This is a genomic window from Rhodohalobacter sp. SW132 (assembly GCF_003390325.1).
Classification (GTDB): domain Bacteria; phylum Bacteroidota; class Rhodothermia; order Balneolales; family Balneolaceae; genus SW132.
Genome location: NZ_QUOK01000001.1, coordinates 589460 through 606804, shown reverse-complemented (window position 1 = coordinate 606804; position 17345 = coordinate 589460). Strand labels below are relative to the sequence as shown.

At 46.7% G+C, this 17345-nt stretch carries 14 protein-coding genes and 1 tRNA gene; 2 read left to right on the top strand and 13 right to left on the bottom strand.

Annotated features, from left to right (window positions below; translation table 11 throughout):
• Positions 1 to 104: 104 nt before the first annotated feature.
• The 3 genes from DYD21_RS02590 to DYD21_RS02580 are packed head-to-tail and all read right to left on the bottom strand — an operon-like array spanning position 105 to position 1838.
• A complete protein-coding gene (locus tag DYD21_RS02590) occupies positions 105 to 1244 on the bottom strand; it encodes a ThiF family adenylyltransferase (RefSeq protein WP_116031827.1) in 1140 nt (379 codons plus the stop codon).
• 16 nt (positions 1245 to 1260) lie between these two features.
• Positions 1261 to 1635: a type II toxin-antitoxin system VapC family toxin gene (locus DYD21_RS02585; RefSeq protein WP_116031824.1), complete on the bottom strand. Its 375-nt coding sequence runs from the start codon at positions 1633 to 1635 to the stop codon at positions 1261 to 1263.
• Complete coding sequence (locus DYD21_RS02580; RefSeq protein WP_116031820.1) at positions 1632 to 1838, bottom strand: AbrB/MazE/SpoVT family DNA-binding domain-containing protein; 207 nt, start codon at positions 1836 to 1838, stop codon at positions 1632 to 1634. Before DYD21_RS02580 ends, DYD21_RS02585 begins: the two co-directional genes overlap by 4 nt.
• Before the next feature lie 137 nt (positions 1839 to 1975).
• On the opposite strand from DYD21_RS02580, the gene mog reads away from it, so the two are divergent.
• Complete coding sequence (gene mog / locus DYD21_RS02575; protein WP_116031816.1) at positions 1976 to 2509, top strand: molybdopterin adenylyltransferase; 534 nt, start codon at positions 1976 to 1978, stop codon at positions 2507 to 2509.
• A 37-nt stretch (positions 2510 to 2546) separates the two neighbouring features.
• On the opposite strand, the gene DYD21_RS02570 is transcribed toward mog, so the two are convergent.
• Positions 2547 to 2620: transfer RNA gene (locus DYD21_RS02570), tRNA-Pro, on the bottom strand.
• Positions 2621 to 2919: 299 nt separating this feature from the next.
• On the opposite strand from DYD21_RS02570, the gene DYD21_RS02565 reads away from it, so the two are divergent.
• Positions 2920 to 3885 (top strand): Gfo/Idh/MocA family protein, encoded by a 966-nt coding sequence (locus DYD21_RS02565; protein ID WP_116031812.1) that lies wholly within the window; start codon positions 2920 to 2922, stop codon positions 3883 to 3885.
• 193 nt (positions 3886 to 4078) lie between these two features.
• Here the strand turns inward: DYD21_RS02565 and DYD21_RS02560 are convergent, their stop codons facing one another.
• The 9 genes from DYD21_RS02560 to DYD21_RS02520 all read right to left on the bottom strand — a co-directional run bounded on the left by DYD21_RS02560 (position 4079) and on the right by DYD21_RS02520 (position 16990).
• A complete protein-coding gene (locus tag DYD21_RS02560) occupies positions 4079 to 4924 on the bottom strand; it encodes a hypothetical protein (RefSeq protein ID WP_116031809.1) in 846 nt (281 codons plus the stop codon).
• A 1-nt stretch (position 4925) separates the two neighbouring features.
• The gene (locus tag DYD21_RS02555) at positions 4926 to 6050 is read right to left on the bottom strand and encodes a CaiB/BaiF CoA-transferase family protein (RefSeq protein WP_116031806.1); all 1125 of its coding nucleotides are present in this window, start codon (positions 6048 to 6050) and stop codon (positions 4926 to 4928) included.
• 93 nt (positions 6051 to 6143) lie between these two features.
• Complete coding sequence (locus DYD21_RS02550; protein ID WP_116031802.1) at positions 6144 to 7067, bottom strand: universal stress protein; 924 nt, start codon at positions 7065 to 7067, stop codon at positions 6144 to 6146.
• A 290-nt stretch (positions 7068 to 7357) separates the two neighbouring features.
• Positions 7358 to 7726: a hypothetical protein gene (locus tag DYD21_RS02545; protein ID WP_116031798.1), complete on the bottom strand. Its 369-nt coding sequence runs from the start codon at positions 7724 to 7726 to the stop codon at positions 7358 to 7360.
• 99 nt (positions 7727 to 7825) lie between these two features.
• Entirely contained in the window at positions 7826 to 10126 is a 2301-nt protein-coding gene (locus DYD21_RS02540) for a penicillin acylase family protein (RefSeq protein ID WP_147303474.1), read from the bottom strand.
• Positions 10127 to 10164: 38 nt separating this feature from the next.
• The gene (locus tag DYD21_RS02535) at positions 10165 to 11745 is read right to left on the bottom strand and encodes an amidohydrolase family protein (protein ID WP_158551385.1); all 1581 of its coding nucleotides are present in this window, start codon (positions 11743 to 11745) and stop codon (positions 10165 to 10167) included.
• A 387-nt stretch (positions 11746 to 12132) separates the two neighbouring features.
• On the bottom strand, positions 12133 to 14127 hold the full coding sequence (locus DYD21_RS02530; RefSeq protein WP_116031787.1) for a cyanophycinase: 1995 nt from the start codon (positions 14125 to 14127) through the stop codon (positions 12133 to 12135).
• A gap of 17 nt (positions 14128 to 14144) precedes the next feature.
• The gene (locus tag DYD21_RS02525) at positions 14145 to 15224 is read right to left on the bottom strand and encodes a serine hydrolase (RefSeq protein ID WP_199535449.1); all 1080 of its coding nucleotides are present in this window, start codon (positions 15222 to 15224) and stop codon (positions 14145 to 14147) included.
• Between the two features lie 203 nt (positions 15225 to 15427).
• Positions 15428 to 16990, bottom strand: coding sequence for a M81 family metallopeptidase (locus tag DYD21_RS02520; protein ID WP_158551384.1), 1563 nt, complete (start codon positions 16988 to 16990; stop codon positions 15428 to 15430).
• Positions 16991 to 17345 lie beyond the last annotated feature (355 nt).

The following is a 17345-nucleotide window of genomic DNA, read 5'->3' as shown; positions in this document are numbered from 1 at the left end:
CATAAAACCAAATCAACACTCCGGGCCCACCCCGAGCTTGTCCCGATCTGCTTCGCTATCGGGACTTCACTTTCCCCTCCCAAAAGGGGAGGTTTTCCAACTTTTCACCTTTCCCTCCTGTTAAACAAATCTCTCCACGAGTCGACGCCTCCATCAAGATTGTATAGCAGATCGGTCTCCTTATGATCACTTAATCTGCGGATCGCTTCTGCACTGCGCTGACCGCTCTTGCAGTAGATTACGGTTTTGGTTTCGGTGTTAATCTCATTAGACCGTAATTCAATTTCGTCCAATGGAATGAGTGTCCCGCCGATGTTGAATCGTTCGTGCTCTTCAGGTGAGCGAACATCGACCAGGTTTATTTTTTCTGATGAATTTATCCAATCTGAAACTGTTTGGGCTGATACTCCCCGGGGAGCATCATAATCATTCCGGTAACTTTTGAGTCTCTCTTCAATTGCTGGGCGATCAATGGTTCTTTTTTGAGCCGGTTGCGCAAACGTAATCATCTGGGTATCTATATTCAGCAAATCCATCACAAGAAGCTTTCCGCTGAGCACATCACCAATGTCAGCAAGAATTTTGATCGCCTCCGTGGCCTGGATGGATCCAATCACGCCGGGCAAGACTCCAAGAACGCCGGCTGTGCTGCAATCGGGGATAAACCCGGTGTCGGGCGGTTTGGGGTAGAGATCGCGAAGATCCGGACCGCGCTTTTTTTCTTCATCAACATAATTAAAAACGGTAATCTGACCTTCAAAACGGTAGATAGATCCATACACCAGTGGAAGATCGAGAAGCAGGGCGGCATCATTCACGATATAACGTGTTTGAAAATTGTCACTTCCGTCAACGATCAGATCATAGAGCCGAAACTGGTTTATCACATTTTCAGGGGTGATGCGGACCTGGTTTGCGATAATGTTGATATGCGGATTGAGTTTCTCAAGTCGCTTCGATGCCACTCTTGCTTTCGATTTGCCGATATCCTCCGTGTTGAACAATACCTGACGATGAAGATTGCTCTCTTCAATCACATCAAAATCAAAAATGCCGATGGTTCCCACACCGGCTGCGGAGAGATATTGAAGTACCGGCGCACCCAGACCGCCCGCACCAATCACGGCAACTTTTGCACGCTTCAGTTTCTTTTGACCCTCTCCACCAAACTGCGGCATCGCCATCTGCCGGGAGTAGTGGCGGAGTTCGTCAGGGGTGAAATGATTTGATTTGGGTGAGTTCATAAAAATCGGAAGACTTTTATTTTTTAGGATAATACCTAACGGATTCAATTTCTTTAAAGTCAGAATCTTGAGTCCATAAAGTTGCATTCACCTTATTTGCCGATGCGAGTATCATGGAATCTGCCATTGGTAACTTTAACGAGCTGTTTAACTTTGCTGCATTCAAAGAAATTTCAAAATCTATATTAATGATCCTCGCTTTTTGCATGACACTTATAAAGAAGAGAGCAGACGATTCGTCACTTTCTCGTAAAATCACTTTAAATACTTCGTAGATACATATAGTTGGTACGAATAATTTTTTTGTGTCCAAGACAATCAGTCTGAAAATTTCTGCGTTTTTTTCATCTGCAAAAAAGGCGAGCCACGCGGATGAATCTAATACATTCATACGCGATCATTTTCTCTTTCAAAATCTGTGTTGATCCTTTTCAACATACCCTGAGTTTTTTTTGTGTCAATGTCAGGTATTAATTCTATTCGGTCTTGATAGGTAATAATTCTCAGTTTTTGTCCAGGTTGCAGATTAAGCGCCTTTCTGATTTTGTCAGGTAGTTTCACCTCGAAATTTTCTGAAATCTTAACGGTTTCCATAAGAGTCTGGTTTTTAGTTTAGAAAGTTGTTTTCAATATTGAGGCATCAAACTGAAAATATGAGTTGAAATGTAAACGTCTTGGTTCAAGCACGTTTCGTTCTATCTGTTAACTTCAATTACCACATAAATATTACAATGGACACAATCCGAATAGGCATAATAACTTCATCAGACCGTGCAAGCAAGGGAGAGTATGAAGACCGCTCGGGCCCTGCGATTAAGAAATACTGGAGCGAAAGACTGCAAAACAAGATTGAATGGGTAGAGCAAGTGATCCCTGATGAACAGGAAATGCTCGAAAAAACGATAATCTCCATGTGTGATGAATCCGGCTGTTCGCTGATCTGTACAACGGGCGGAACCGGTCCGGCCAAACGGGATGTAACCCCTGAAGCCACAGAATCGGTGTGCGAAAAGATGCTACCCGGTTTCGGCGAGTCGATGCGGAAGGTGTCCCTCCAATACGTGCCCACCGCAATTTTGTCCCGTCAGACGGCCGGCATTCGAGGCAACAGCCTGATTATCAATCTGCCGGGCAAGCCGAAAGCGATTGCCGAGTGCCTGGATGGAGTTTTGGGGGCAATTCCTTACTGTATTGATTTGATTGAAGGCCCGCGAATGGAGTTTGAACCGGAATATGGTAAGGCATTTCGTCCGGGGGAGAAATGAGAAAAGCCCACCGAACATTCGATGAGCTTTTTTTAAGTCGGGACGACAAGATTTGAACTTGCGACCTCTCGACCCCCAGCCGAGCGCTCTACCTAACTGAGCCACGTCCCGTTTTTAACAGAATTGAAAATTAGGGGTAAATCAAACGAAATACAACGAGAAGTTACTGTTGTTTTATATTGGCCCTGAAGAAAACGGGCAGCACCGCGCTTTTTGATTTTCGATTCGACTTTCATGACTTCGCTTCACACGGAACATTCCTGATGCCAATCTCTTTAAGGAGATATCAGAAATCAGATCTGTTATTCGTCTGATTAGGTCAAAATTTATCGCTGTTTATCTCTTGATATATTCAGGCAAAGCGTTATCATCTAATACATTAAAATGTTGAATTTCAATCGGTTAAAACGATGAAAAAGCTCAGATTCGGCGTGCTTAGCACTGCAAAAATCGGACGTGAAAAAGTGATCCCGGCAATTCAAATATCAGAGCGGTGTGTGGTTGATGCGATCGCGTCCAGAAAGGCGGATAGGGCCGGTGAGGTTGCCCGGGAACTGGGAATTAAGAGATCGTACGGTTCATATGAGGAACTGCTTGAGGATGAAAATATCGCTGCCGTCTACATTCCGCTGCCGAATCATTTGCATGTGAAATGGGCTATTAAAGCCCTGGAGGCGGGAAAACATGTACTCTGTGAAAAGCCGATTGGGATGAACGCAGATGATGCCCGGAAACTGAAAGAGGAGTCAGAAAAATATCCTGATCTGAAGGTGATGGAGGCGTTCATGTATCGTCATCACCCGAGATGGAAACGTACAATAGAACTTGTTCAGTCTGGCCGGCTGGGAGATATCAAAGCGGTTCACTCATTTTTTGCTTTCTATAATGATGATCCTGATAACTATCGGAACAACCCGGAGCAGGGGGGCGGAGCCCTGATGGATGTCGGGTGTTACTGCATTTCGGTAGCCAGAATGATTTACGGACGTGAACCGGATGAAGTATCGGCATATTCAGAAGAAGACCCGAAGTTCGGGACAGACAGATTGACCTCCGGATTGCTCAATTTTGGATCCGGAACATCCGTATTCAGCTGTTCAACACAGAGTCAGCACGATCAATACGTGAAAATTTACGGCACCAAAGGTGCGTTAAAGCTCGATTGGTCGTTTAACTACGATTTTGATAAGGAGACTCTCCTGCAAATGTCTGTCGGGGATGAAGAGACAGTAGAGCGGTTTGCCCCGTGCAATCAATTTTCGCTACAGGCTGATTCATTTGCAGAATCCGTTCTGGATGACAAACCGGAATTGATTTCACTGGATGATACCATCGGAAATATGGAAGTCATCGACAGGGTAAGAAATGGCGGGTGAGGGGGTTATCTTTAAAAGAGTTTAGGGAATATGTAGCGCGGCGTCGCTGACCCGCGTTTCAAGGTCTAGAAGCTGAGGTTATTGGTGTCTGGGCGAACGCCGAGGTACCCTGAATCGCCAACTCTGGCAGGAACTTCGCTCCGCTCAGTGCTCTGCCAGGTTGTCTTGAGCCCTGCCTTTTATCTCGAAACGTCTACCATTTATAACCCCATTTTACCGAAGCACTGAGCGCAATATTGTTTTCATGTCCGCATATTCTGAGCTCCGACCGGTGATTGTCCACGCTTTTTCCTGAAATCGAAATCTGTTCGCCCAGGTAGACAGGCCCGCTGATATTGTATTCCACCTCTTCCAGAACTTTTCCGTCAAACTGACTGCGGAAGGCTTCGAGTGCCAGTAAAAGAAGCAGCTGTCCATGAACCATTACATTGGGATATCCCTCAACATCACGCGCATAATCCTGGTCAAAATGGATACGGTGGGCGTTGAATGTGAGAGCTGAAAACCGGAAGAGAAGAATGGAGTCCGGTTTGGTTGATTTCTCCCAGTCGGGATCCAAATCCATGGCCCGGTTCCGGGTGGGATGTGCTCCTTTTTCTGAGGGGTTTCTGTAGATGAATTTCTGATCTTCCTGTATCGCAACAGATCCCCTGGTGCTAATCTGATGCTGAAGCGTCATCTTTACACGATTCTGGCCTTCTTTCGCAGCCTCTTCCAGTGCCACAATTGTGGAGTACTGTTTGGCGGGAGTTCCGATTGTGAGGGGCGATTTGAATGTGAGTTTACCGCCGGTCCAGAGACGGCTTGATAACTCAAGAGGCGGCAGAAATGTGTTTTCACGCGGATATCCCTGCACGGTGAGATCAGACCGCGTGTGAACCGGTGTAAAATAAGCCCAGTGCGCGCACATACTTAGCTCAGAACCTTCATCAATACTATCAGGGCGCCGATTCAGCATCGCTTCAAACCGGCGAAGCTGTTCAGGTGCCAGTGAATCCTGGCGGGTCATCGATTTTCCGATCCATTCGTTGTAGTCCATATCAGGTAAACTCCTTTTTTATTTTATAATCGTGCTCACCCAGTTTTGGAACGGGCTTAAAATCAGATTCAAAACCTTTAAACCGGGCCGGCCGGTCAGCTATCCGAATGGTACCATTTTCGGTTTCAAGATCCGCTAACCGAAGCTGCGGATGTTTTGAAAACTCATGAATGGTCCGGAGTCTTGAATAGGCAATTTTTGCTTCATCCAGCTTTTCAACGAGTTCATCAAGACTCTGTTTGATAAACGTTTTTTGAATAATTTGGTTCAATAACTTCCTGTGTTTTACTCTTTTCGAGTTCCGGTTGAATCGATCATCATCTTCAGCGATCGCGCCGTTGAGTATCTCTTTACAAAACCTTTTCCACTCTCTTTCATTCTGGATGCCGATCATGATCTCTTTCTCGTCGCGCGTTTTGAACGATCCATAGGGTGAGATAGAGGCGTGATGAACACCGGTGCGCTCTGGAGCTGCTCCTCCGTATTCCTGATGCAGCCACGGCACCATCATCCAGTCGGCCATTGAATCGAACATGGAAAGTTTGATGGAGACTCCCTCACCGGTTTTCCCTCGTTGAATGAGCGCTTCAAGAATTGCGGAATAAGCGTGCATGCCTGTGCTGATATCGGCAATGGAAATCCCAACTTTTGCACGGGTATCACCACTCCCTGTCACATCGATTAGCCCTGACTCCGCCTGCACAAGGTTATCGTACGCTTTCATCTGAGAGTATTCACCCTCCTCGCCGTAACCGCTGATGTCGCAGGTGATCAGCGTTTCATTTCGCTTCCTGAGCCTTTCGCTATTCAGTTTCAGGCGATTCATTGCTCCGGGAGCAAGATTTTGAATAAACACATCCGCTTTGTCAACAATCCTGAGAAAAAGGTCTTTCCCTTCATCTGATTTTAAATCCAGCCTTATGGACTCTTTTCCCCGGTTCAGCCAAACGAAATAGGTGCTCAGCCCTTTTACTGCTTCATCATATTGTCGGGCAAAATCACCGGTATCCCGCTCAATTTTAATCACGCGTGCGCCGGCATCTGCTAATCTGCAGCTGGCAAGCGGAGCAGAGGCGGCCTGTTCTACGCTAACAACAAGGATATCTTTGAGCGGTTGGAAATTCATAGGAAATGGGATAATCCGAATCGCATCAGTGTGAAGTTATACAGCATGTGATAAAGTGAAGGCGAACTCCAGCGATAACCGAAAAACTATAGATCAGGATTCTTCATCTACTCGTTCTGCAGGAATCAGTAAGACCGGAATATCACTAAGCCGGGTGACTTTACTGCTGACACTTCCCAGGAATAAGTCTTTTACATATCCCTCACCCTGACTTCCCATCATAATCATGGTAGCATTTCTTTCTTTGGCTGTATTAACAATCTCTTTTGCAGGGGTGCCATATGTTATAATCAGTTCAGTTTCTTCTCTCGTCCGGTCCGATAGTTTATTGCGGATACGATCGAGCTGTTCACGATTTTGCTCTGTTAACCGGTCGCGGCTTACCGGGTCTTTAATCGCAATAGCATGATGTCCCTGTACATGGATCATCGAAATTCTATCCACAATTCCGGCGCCCTCCATATCTCTGAGGACTTTATAAGTTCTATATGCGCTATCTGAGAAATCAGTGGCATACAGAACATGTTTTACAGCTTCATTGCAAGGCTGTGGAAGTTTAAGGGATCGGCCGCCGGATTTTTCCGGATTTTCAATCAAATCAAGATTAATCAGGTAAACCGGCAGTTCTGATCGCTGCAGCAACTCTGTGGAGATACTGCCAGACAATAGCTCAAGAACCTTGCTTTGCCCCCGGTTGCTGATCACAACAAAATCTGCATTTACCTCATTTGCCGCAGTCAGAATCTCGGTAGGAGGGTAATAATTCAGTCCGGACCGAATGCGGATATCAACTTCAAAACCGGCTTGTTCAAGCGTTTTTTGATATTCCTCAAGTTGATTCTTCTCCTTACTTGTATCCAGTTCTGTGCCCTCTTTTTCATAAGGCACCGGCAGGACGGTAACAAGCGTAATTTTTTTCGTTCCCAGATTATGAAAAGTTGAGACGCACTCAACAATCAGGTCGCTCGCTTCGGAGAGATCCAGTGCAACAGCAGCATGACGAAAGAAAGAGATCATAATAAAATCCGGTTAATAGGTTGTTTTGATTGGTGGCAGATTGCCTTAATCATAAATGTAACCGGTTCTGCCATTAACATCGCAAAGAATTAAAAACATTTTTAAAGAGCCATACAGGATATCAATTTCCATTTCGTCTGGAATCCCGGATATAAATCGGTTGGTGATTACCAAATTTTAAGTCTGTGTGACATCGGCAGCAGTTCCTTTGTTTCTGCTGCCTTTTCGGATGGGCCCGTTAGATTGGTTGAAACCTTCTAAGCCATTCTACTTTTATGTCACCAATAATTCTACTCTTTATTATCCTTATCTGCTTGTCCCGGATTCTGACCTTCCTGGGGCTGATCTACAAACTGCAGCTGATTGTTGAGTGATGTCTGTAACTCATCCACATCATCATCACTGACCAGCTCACTGATGTCTTCCACACCTACTTTAACGGCCAGATTGTAAACCATTCGGTTGAATAGCATCTGGTGTGCAGCAGATGAAAGCTGCATGAGCTGTTGCTGAGGAACCTGTCCTCCGGCAAGTTTAATTTTGTTCATAACCGGCTCGAGAAGTTTTTCAATTTTCTGAGTGAGCTGCTTTTCGAGCTGACCGGCTTCTTTATTCTCTTTACTTGTTACTTCTTTACCTGATGGATCTACTAATTTCATTATAAACGTTTGATTATTTGTAGGTTGTTTTTCAATAGCTTAACACAAAAGATACGGGTTAAAATTCCGGATACGAAATTTACCATTTACAGCGGTTTGTTAATGATCAGCTCCCGGCCGGTATTCACGGATCAGCTGACTTTCTACCTCTTGCAGGGAAAAGGCGGCAGGTGTCATTTCATTGTTTGCGAATAGCGTTAGCTGATCGTTATAGAACGGAGAATCTTCTTTAGAACTTTGTCCATAAGCAAGGATCGTATATGCCCGGGGAGTTTCACCAAATTCTACCGCAGATACCCAACCGTCACCGCCGCGGACTTCATATTTTTTATCATCATCACGATGATCCGTAAACCAAAGCACGCGGTAACACCCGAGAAGGCCGGTACACCCGCCTACGGCAACATCTGTATCCCCGATTACTGCACGATGAACATCACCCCACGGGAGGTTCCAGTGACCATACCTTTCTTTTGCCTCTTCTACAGCCCATTCAAACGCTTCTGCAGCACGATCGAAATCAGCAAGACCGTTAGGGGTTGTTTCAGGATTTTCGAATGACCAGGGCTGACGGAATAGCTTTTCGGCATCGGCAGAGTAGCCAACCGAAGCGGGAGAACTATCTGTACGAATGGTATCAGCAGTGGAGACATACCGGCTCCACCAGGTTTTGAACAGGACGCCGCCGCGGCTTTCCCGGGCAACGGTACTATCCCAATTTTTCATCAGTTGCAGGGCGTCGGCAATTTCGCCGTGTGGATCTGTATTCTCGACGGCATCAATCAAATCTTCCAGCACACGATCAGCCATCAGCATGCGCATACTGTGTTTCAGTTCCACAACATCTTCGAGGGAAAAGGTTTGATTGTTATGAATCAGTTCGTGTGAGAGCTGGCTTCGGAGCCTGAATTGCGGCTCTGGAAAATCATCAGAAAAATCGTCGGGGTGAAGGATTTCGTGCAGGTTGGTAAAGTGGAAGGTGTCATTTTCGTTTCTAAGGTAGCCGCCTTCGGGATTCAAAAGCTGAGGCAGATCATCCCAATCAATAATATCCTGCCACATTTCGTCTGACTGAGTGACTGAAATAGCGGTTGTATCATTTCCCGATTCATGGGGACGGACAGGCAGGGAGGCATTCCATACATAAAATATATTTCCGTCTGCATCTGCATAGGTCAGGTTTGATGAAATCCGTGCCCGAATCTGCATCGCCGATTTCCACTCTTCCAGTGATTGAGATTTCATCATTTTAAAAAACTGCTCTCCGGTTCTGAATTCGCCATCACCTGCAGATTTTATGATGTAGATATTTCCTTCCCCGCGATGGATAACCGGTCCGAATGGTGTACTCCAGAACTCGCGGGTTTCCGTTCCGAGTGCGCTGCCGTGTTTAAATTCAATTCGCAAAGATTCATGGGTAAGCGGGATGGAAGCCCCATCCAGCAAGAAATGGTCCGGGCGGTCAGGGTCAGCTTCGAAGGCGTAGATTTCATCCAGATCCGGATTGTTGTTGGTGGTTGACCAGCCCAGGCGTTCATTAAAACCGCCGATGATTCCGAGCGCTCGGCCAATCCTGAAATCGCCATAGAAATCCAGTTTTCCCGGGATGTGGATCCTTGCCTCGTAGTAGCCGGCATCCCATGAAAGATGCGGATTTCGCATAAGAATGGCATTTCCGGATGTGGTCCGCTCCGGGGAGAAAGCCCAGACGTTGGAACCAGCGTCGTGATGTGGCTCTTCTGTTTCAGACGCTACACTCGCCCAAACGGTTTGATTTTCATAAAAATTTTGTTGTTCTGCTGATCCGATCGATTCATTGCGATCTTCATCCCGCATTCTGCGTTCATGGGCTGCAAGAAACCTCCGGATCGATCCTCCGCTCGGAGAGACGATATCGCGGGCATGGACATCATAGCCGGTGTAGTGCGGTTCCACCCAATCGTCAAACTCATCCGGGTGAAGTTCAATGTAGCGGTTAACACCCTTTGCAAATCCGCTGAGCATCTTGCGAGTGTCGGGTTCAAGCTTCTGCCACGTTTCAACAGCACGGCGATATTCCAGGCGGTTTACGGCATCGTTGTTGATGGCACTCGTGCGTTCCGGCCCGGACAATTCGTTGTATTTTGCCCATTCTCCCCTCGCTTTCAGCAGCAGTTCGGCAACTTGCTCACCGTAATCTTCCAGCTGCAGATATCCCATCGCATAACCGGCTGCTTCGATATCATTTGCATAAATATGAGGTACGCCGTGTTGAGCGCGGCGGACAACAACCCGTTCAGAAAGATCATTATTCGATACCCTGGTTTCTATAACATTTTCAGCCGGTTCCGTTGCCGGTTCGGCCGAGCCGCAGGAGTAAAAGGAAAAAGTGATAAAAGTGAGCAGTATGAGGTATCGCATAATTTTGTGCTGAAATAATTTTACTGAAGTGAAAAGGATCAATCTCTTTGATTAAAAAGTACCCTGCCGGTGAGTTCATTCTGGAATTCCCCATTTTTTACCGCAAACTTTCCATTGATCAGCACATGCTCCACACCTTCAGAAAGCTGATGGGGATCGCTGTAGGTGGCAAGATCCCGGACTGTTTCGGGGTTAAAAATGGTGATATCCGCAATCTGACCGGCCCTGAGTAACCCGCGATCGTAAAGGCCAAATACGGATGCCGGCAGGCTGGTCATACTTCGGATTGCAAACGACAGTTCGATGACATTTTCGTTTTGAACATAGTGATGGATTTTTCGTGGGAATGAACCATAATTCCGTGGATGGACAACGCCTTCCCCCATTTCAACCAGGCCGCCGTCGGAGCTTGTCATCGTCCAGGACTGCTGCATAAATCGGTTTACATCTTCATCAAGCATATTAAACGATACAATTCTTGGGTTCTGAACTTTGATCAAACTGATGGCGGCATCAATTGCATCTTCGTCCATCTGCGCGGCGATTTCACTCAATCTTTTTCCTTCCTGATCAACATCGGCAGAATAGTCAGCAATCTGAATGCTTTCCGCACCGCCCCGGCGTTCCAGGTTCGCCACCATCTCCGTTTTTATTTCCTCCAGCAACTCCGGGTCATCCAGCCGCTGGAGCATGTCTGCTCGTCCGCCTTCACGCGCCCAGGCCGGTATCAGCACAGCCGTAAGATTTGTAGATGAAGCCGGGTATGGATACTGATCAGCAAAAACTTCAATTCCTTCATCGCGCGCACGATCTATTCGATTAATCACAGCCGATGAATATCCCCAGACCCCGGTCCCCAGCGCTTTTATATGAGAAACAATCCCGGGAAGTTTGGCCTCTTCAGCAATGCGAATTACTTCATCAACCGACGCAATAAGCCCCACATCATAATCCGATTCATCCCGAATATGGCTGCTGTATACGCCATTATATTGTGCCGCAACTTTTGCCAGCTCAATTACCTCTTCGGTCTCCGCGTAGGCTCCCGGAGTGTAAAAAAGCCCGCTTGAAAGTCCGAATGCTCCTTCCTGCATTCCTTTTTTCACGATCGATTTCATCTCTTCAAGCTCTTGTTCGGTTGGCTGGCGATTATCATTGCCAATCACTTCTCTCCGAATTGTCCCGTGGGGTACAAGCTGCATCACATTCACCCCGATACCGTGTTCTTCAAGGCTTTCCCGCTGACCTGCAATGTCGATACTTCCGCCGCCGTCCGGATTGACGACCACTGAAGTAATACCCTGTGCAAGGAGTGGCTGACCATGGCTAAGTGATTCCGATGCCAGTCCGGACCCTGCGTGTGAATGAACATCAATAAAACCGGGGGATACGTAAAGTCCTTCTGCATCGAGAGTTACATTGGCTGTTACATCATCTGACTTTCCAACCCAAACAATACGGTCTTCATTAATCCCGATATCAGCATAATACCAGGGATTGCCAGTGCCATCTAAGATTCGTCCGTTTTTGATGAGGATATCGAATGGTTCATCATAAACGGTGTTATTTTCTGATTGGTCTGTTTTGGCATGTATGTTTGAATAGAGAATTCCTGTCAAAACTAGTCCTGAACATAAAGCGATTGCAAGCAAGCGCAGGAATTTTAGGTAGGATGTAAGCCGGGATTTCTTCAATGATCTGTTATAGTAATAAGTTGATAATTATAACTGGGATTCATCCTTTATCAGGACGGTATTCTGTAACCAATGAAAGTGAATGGAAGTAGTTTTAAAAAGAAACAATTAACGCAATTCCATTTTCAAACTCTCAGAAAGTAGTTAAAATACATTCGGTTATTTGAAAAAATATATATCATAAAGTAGAATCAGTTCTGATATCATTATTTAGTTTCAGGGACTTTTTTTGTATTACCAGACCTTAGAGAATTAGCGGAAAACCTATTTATCGTATCTGTAACTCATTTATTACCCACATAAATGATCTTATTATTCAGCCAATTTCACTTCAGATAGTAGAATCAAAAAGGCTCTTTGAATACCTTTGTGTCCTTCATTATTGTACCACCATTCATCAAGGGAGTGAGCGCCACCGCTGCTGCCACCTCCGCCAAGTGTCATGGATGGGATTCCCAAAGAAATCGATACATTCGAATCGGTTGAAGAGCGGCGTAATACATAGTCATCACCAAAATAGACGGTTGCTGCTTTGGCTCTCTGGATAAATGGAACAGACGGGGCAATATCTCCCGAAGGCCTCTTTCCGATCATATCCAGATCAGCAGACAACTCACCACCCCGGGTACGAACTTCATTGGCTTCATCAACTCCACGCTGAACCGCTGTTTTAAGAATTTCATCCATATCATACAGCCGGGCCTGATCAACCGAGCGCATATCCACCTCCATCCAGTTTGAAAACGGTACGGAGTTGACGGAAGTCCCTCCCCCGATCCGGCCCACATTATAGCTTGTGCGCGGACCCTCAGCTACATATTCGGATGCCATTTCATCAAAATGATGTATGGCACGACCGAGGGCATGCGCCGGATTTGCAGTGCCAAAAGCACCCCAGGAGTGTCCGCCGGTGCCATTAAAGGTAACCCGATACCGGTACGACCCGAGGGCCTGGTTAACAATTCGCGTGCCGTGGCTTCCATCCACAGAAATAAACGCATCAATTTGAGGGCCGTCTTCCCTGAACAGGTATTTCACACCTCTCAGATCACCGAGACCCTCTTCGCCCACTGTACCGACAAAGAGGATATCATCTTCGGTTTCGATACCCAGTTCTTCCATGGTTTTTAGCACAGTGAGCAGCGTAGTAAGCCCCCTTCCATCGTCGGAAATTCCAGGCGCAAAAAGTGTATCGTTGCGAACGGTTACGGTCACATCGGTCTCCTCAGGGAAAACAGTATCGAGATGGGCAGAAAAGACGATGGTTCGGTCACCCGATCGGCCCGGGCGCCTGCCAAGGGCGTTACCCTCTTCATCAATGGTTACATCAGTAAGGCCAAATTCACGCATCATTTCCGCATACCTTGCCGCACGACGTTCTTCCGAAAAAGGGGGTGCAGGTATTTCCGTGATGTGAATCTGGTTGGCCACAGTTTGATCGTCATACTCTTTTATAAAACGGAATGCCTGCTGAACTATCTCTTTGTCGGCCAAAGCAAAAACTTCATCTTTGAATGGTTTTTGAAGCCCTGAAAAACCTTCCGTATTGACCGTTACTCCGCTATCTAAAACCCTGACATCAACACTGCTGCCTGTATTGGAAACCACCGTAACCGTGCCTTCTCCAATCACCTTAAATTGGCTTCCATCAAACACAACAGCAGTGCCTTCATCAATACCGATCCCAACATACCCGGGATGGTTTTCAACAGCATACTCCAGGCGTTCGAGACGGTTTCGTTCTGAAAAGTGCTGATCGATGATCACCTCTTCCCAAAATCCCAGCCCTTCCGACATCACTGGCAAGAGAGCCCCTGTCTCCTCATCACGCTCGCTGTTGGCGATCATCGTTTTACTCATTATTGCCGCACCGGCACTGGTTCCTCCCGTTGGGATCCCCGATGCCACATGCTGCCTCACGGCATCGGCCACACCGGCTTCAACCAATGCGTTCATCAGCCGCTGCTGGCTTCCGCCCGGCATCCAGATCACGTCACTCCTTTCAATCAGCCTTATCGCTTCTTCCCGGTTATCCAGCTCCAAAACCGAAACATGTTCAGCTCCTAATGTGTTGAACACTTCCGTTTGCTGTTCACCGCGGGCAGTCCAGTTGTCCTCAGCAGTGGCATGTGGAATAATCAGTACATTTGGCTGTTCCTTTTCACTAAGGGACAGGAGATGGAGACGAATTTCATCAGAAAGGCCTCCTCCTCCTGCAATCACCAGGTTCTGGGAAAAGCTCTGATGTACACTCATTGATATAAAGAGGAAAATCAGGAAGGAAGTGATTGTTGAAAGCTTATACATATATTTAGTAATTCGGTTTAATTGGATGTTTCGAGGGCATCAACAACAAGTTCAAAAACCCTGCCGATGTCATCATAGGTAGTTCGCTGACCTGAAACTGCCGTATTGGTTCTGTGAACGAAAACAAGGTCAAGTTTTGGTACTACTGCAAGTACATGCCCTCTGGCACCTCGCCCGGTGTAGGTTCCTTCCGGTACCCGATCCACACTGCCAAAATGCCGGCCATCTACTTCAACCCACCACATGTAGCCGTAGCCTCCTCGATCGGTCCGTTCTTCTTCCAGGGCAGAGTGCACAGCAGTGCTTTCTTCAACCCAGCCCTCCGGTAAAACATATTCTCCATCCCATAAACCATAATTTAAAAAAAGGTGGCCAAAACGTGCCATATCTCGTGTGCTCATCACAAACGGATAGGCTGCATGCCGAGATTCCTCACCAGTTACATAGCGCCCATCTTCAGGGGCATAGTCCTGCATTCCAATTGGCATTGCTATACGATCCATAAATGACTGGTGAATTGCTTCACCTGTTTCCTGCTCATAAATAGTCCCCGCGACATTAAAATCCCAGTTGTTGTAGTGATACTGCTCACCAGGCGCAGCAGAATGGCGATCTGGTTTGGCCGCAGTCATTGCTGCCGTTTCAAAAAGTGCAGGATGGTAGACTCCTGAACGGGCCTGCAGTATCATCTGAACAGTTGCCTGCTTTTCAAGATCGGACAAGCCTTCATTGTCATCAATACCCAGATCTTCAATAGTCGCATCCCTGCTTATAGTTCCGTTTTCAATATGTATACCATAGAGAGCACTCAGGAAACTTTTACGGATGGAATGGCATCGATGTTTGTAGTCAAGATCACCCCAGGCATCCACAACTTTGCCTTTGTGGACTATCATTACGGCCGATGTATGAAGCTCGTCGGTCAAATCGCGGGCGGCCTGTAAACCTTCTTCCGACCAGCCATATTCTGTTACATCAGACATCCATTCCCATTCTGACCCCGGGAAAGCCATTTCTGATGTTTCTGTTGATGTGCATGAGACGAATAAAATGGCAGCAAAAATGGCACTACTTAAAAGAGATGTTTGGGTTTTCATAAGAGTTTGAGTGTAATGGTTAAATAACGTGAGTTCGAGTTAAGAGCTGATTTAAGGAGTGTCCCCCTTCGAAGGGGGCAATGGGGGATGAAAAGAAGTGTATTTCATGCTTAAATAATTTATTTGAATCAAAACAACACTCATCACCGTCATCCCCCTGCTCACTTCGTTCACTCTCCCCCTTCAAAGGGGGACTTTAAATTTTACTTTTCAGCAGGATCGTATTCAGGATTTCCAAAGGGATAAAATTCCTCGATATTTACATTTTGATAGTCGAGAGCCTCCAGCCGGATGGTTCCGAACCAATCGCCCGGTGCATCCACGATGTGGATGGTTTTTGCATACCCGGTTTCATCATACCCTCTGCGGAAATGCACCCTCGTTTTGAGTACATACACATCGTAATCGTACGGATCAACAGGGCCCACCCTTGAACTGGCGAGTGTGCTGTTTTGCTGATAACCTGGGGCAAGAAGAAGCATATTTCCATCACCGAATGAAATGGCAGCTGTCCGGTCATATCCCCACCGGGAACCCCTCCAGACAAGTTCACCCTGAATGCGAACGGGTGAGCCTGCCTGCTCCCCGGTGTACCCCCCAACTTCACGGTCGAACGCATCGCCCGGCTGAAGGTCTTCTTCCCAGATATAATCGAGTGCGGGCTGATCTGTCAGGGCAGATATAAGAACATTACTCACGCTCTGGTTAATCAATTCCTGAAGAGTCCAGGTAGCATCCCCGGGCCGATCCCAATAGTCGGCCAATACTACAGGTGTTTCTCCTGCAGCAATGGCTTGACGGGTTAGCCGAACAGCTTCTTCAGGCATGGGATATTCTCCATGAGCCCAGTCGCTGCGAACCCGCCAGATAAACTCTGCCATATCGGTGGCGATCTCATCGGCCAGTTCCTGGTCGTTGTTAGTCATCACATGGATACTGGTCCCAACTGTTGGTGCATCCGACCATGGGAACCCTAAAAATACATTTACATATGCACCCGGCTCGCGATCTTCCCAGCGGCGGGCACGTTCCATTACATCCATAATCGGCGACTGACCCGTCCATTGCAGTACGGTTGCTGTCAGAATTGGCGGGCGGCGTGATGCTGTTGTTGGCTCATAGGTGCCTCTCATTACACTTCGAAGATAGCGGGAAGCTCTTTGGCCCTGGCGAAAGGCATCATAGTGCGGAAAGCGCTTGGTCACAAAAGCACCGTCTGCCCACTTAAGGAATTCTTCATCTTCATTTCCGTGCAGATCAAATGTTCCTACAATCGGTACATCGGGGCCAACTACCTCTCGAAACCGTTTCGCAATTTCTGCCTCGGGACGTTCGATATTTCTTACAGCCATGGCTCCGTGAAGTGACAGGTAAACCCCATCCACCGGCATCGCTTCTTTCAGGTCTTCCAGCATGAGATTTACAAAGTGGTCGAACGCCTCTTCCTGGTTCCAGCTTCTGGACGTTCCGCCAAAAACACCTCTTGGGGTTGAAAGGCCAATCAGGTTGATATCCCCAAATTCTTCAGACTGGGAAACAAATCCGCGCATATATCCACTCATACCGAATACCTCTTCCCCAACGGCCGGCTCTCCGCGATGGGTCCAGTCTTCAATGCCCGGATCTCCCCCGGGACAGAAGGTGCAGGTTTCATGAGAAAAGCGGACAACCGCTACCCGATAGTCATCCGTTTTTGTTTCCATTTGCAAAGATAAAGCAGTAAATGGAATGGCAAAAAGTACTGCGAACAGTATCAACTTTTTCATAAATGGTATTTTTAGTTTAAGAATATTTTTTTGAGCCAGATATCCATCAGGCATGACTGATGTTTTACCTGAGAATTCATCAGTTATATATAACTATTTCATCCATATTTCTGCGTTAATTAAAGGGTTTGAAATCTCTATTCGATCTGGGTCACTTTTTCTTTCACTTACAAGCATAACCATTATTTGAAATTCAGATTTTTCCAGTTTAAACATGTAGGCGTAATTATGTGACTTGTAGAAGATACCCAACCTGATTTGGAAAGTGAGCTAAATGCCAGGTTCTTTTGGAATAACTTTATTCTAATAGTTTTCACGAGGCTCGTTTAAATTAGTTGAGGCGTATTTTTGAGCT

Coding starts and splice junctions, on each gene's coding strand:
- DYD21_RS02580 (WP_116031820.1), bottom strand. CDS start 1,838: ATGGAAACCGTTAAGATTTCAGAAAATTTCGAGGTGAAACTACCTGAC.
- DYD21_RS02590 (WP_116031827.1), bottom strand. CDS start 1,244: ATGAACTCACCCAAATCAAATCATTTCACCCCTGACGAACTCCGCCAC.
- DYD21_RS02550 (WP_116031802.1), bottom strand. CDS start 7,067: ATGATCTCTTTCTTTCGTCATGCTGCTGTTGCACTGGATCTCTCCGAA.
- mog (WP_116031816.1), top strand. CDS start 1,976: ATGGACACAATCCGAATAGGCATAATAACTTCATCAGACCGTGCAAGC.
- DYD21_RS02525 (WP_199535449.1), bottom strand. CDS start 15,224: ATGAAAACCCAAACATCTCTTTTAAGTAGTGCCATTTTTGCTGCCATT.
- DYD21_RS02540 (WP_147303474.1), bottom strand. CDS start 10,126: ATGCGATACCTCATACTGCTCACTTTTATCACTTTTTCCTTTTACTCC.
- DYD21_RS02545 (WP_116031798.1), bottom strand. CDS start 7,726: ATGAAATTAGTAGATCCATCAGGTAAAGAAGTAACAAGTAAAGAGAAT.
- DYD21_RS02565 (WP_116031812.1), top strand. CDS start 2,920: ATGAAAAAGCTCAGATTCGGCGTGCTTAGCACTGCAAAAATCGGACGT.
- DYD21_RS02585 (WP_116031824.1), bottom strand. CDS start 1,635: ATGAATGTATTAGATTCATCCGCGTGGCTCGCCTTTTTTGCAGATGAA.
- DYD21_RS02520 (WP_158551384.1), bottom strand. CDS start 16,990: ATGAAAAAGTTGATACTGTTCGCAGTACTTTTTGCCATTCCATTTACT.
- DYD21_RS02530 (WP_116031787.1), bottom strand. CDS start 14,127: ATGTATAAGCTTTCAACAATCACTTCCTTCCTGATTTTCCTCTTTATA.
- DYD21_RS02560 (WP_116031809.1), bottom strand. CDS start 4,924: ATGGACTACAACGAATGGATCGGAAAATCGATGACCCGCCAGGATTCA.
- DYD21_RS02555 (WP_116031806.1), bottom strand. CDS start 6,050: ATGAATTTCCAACCGCTCAAAGATATCCTTGTTGTTAGCGTAGAACAG.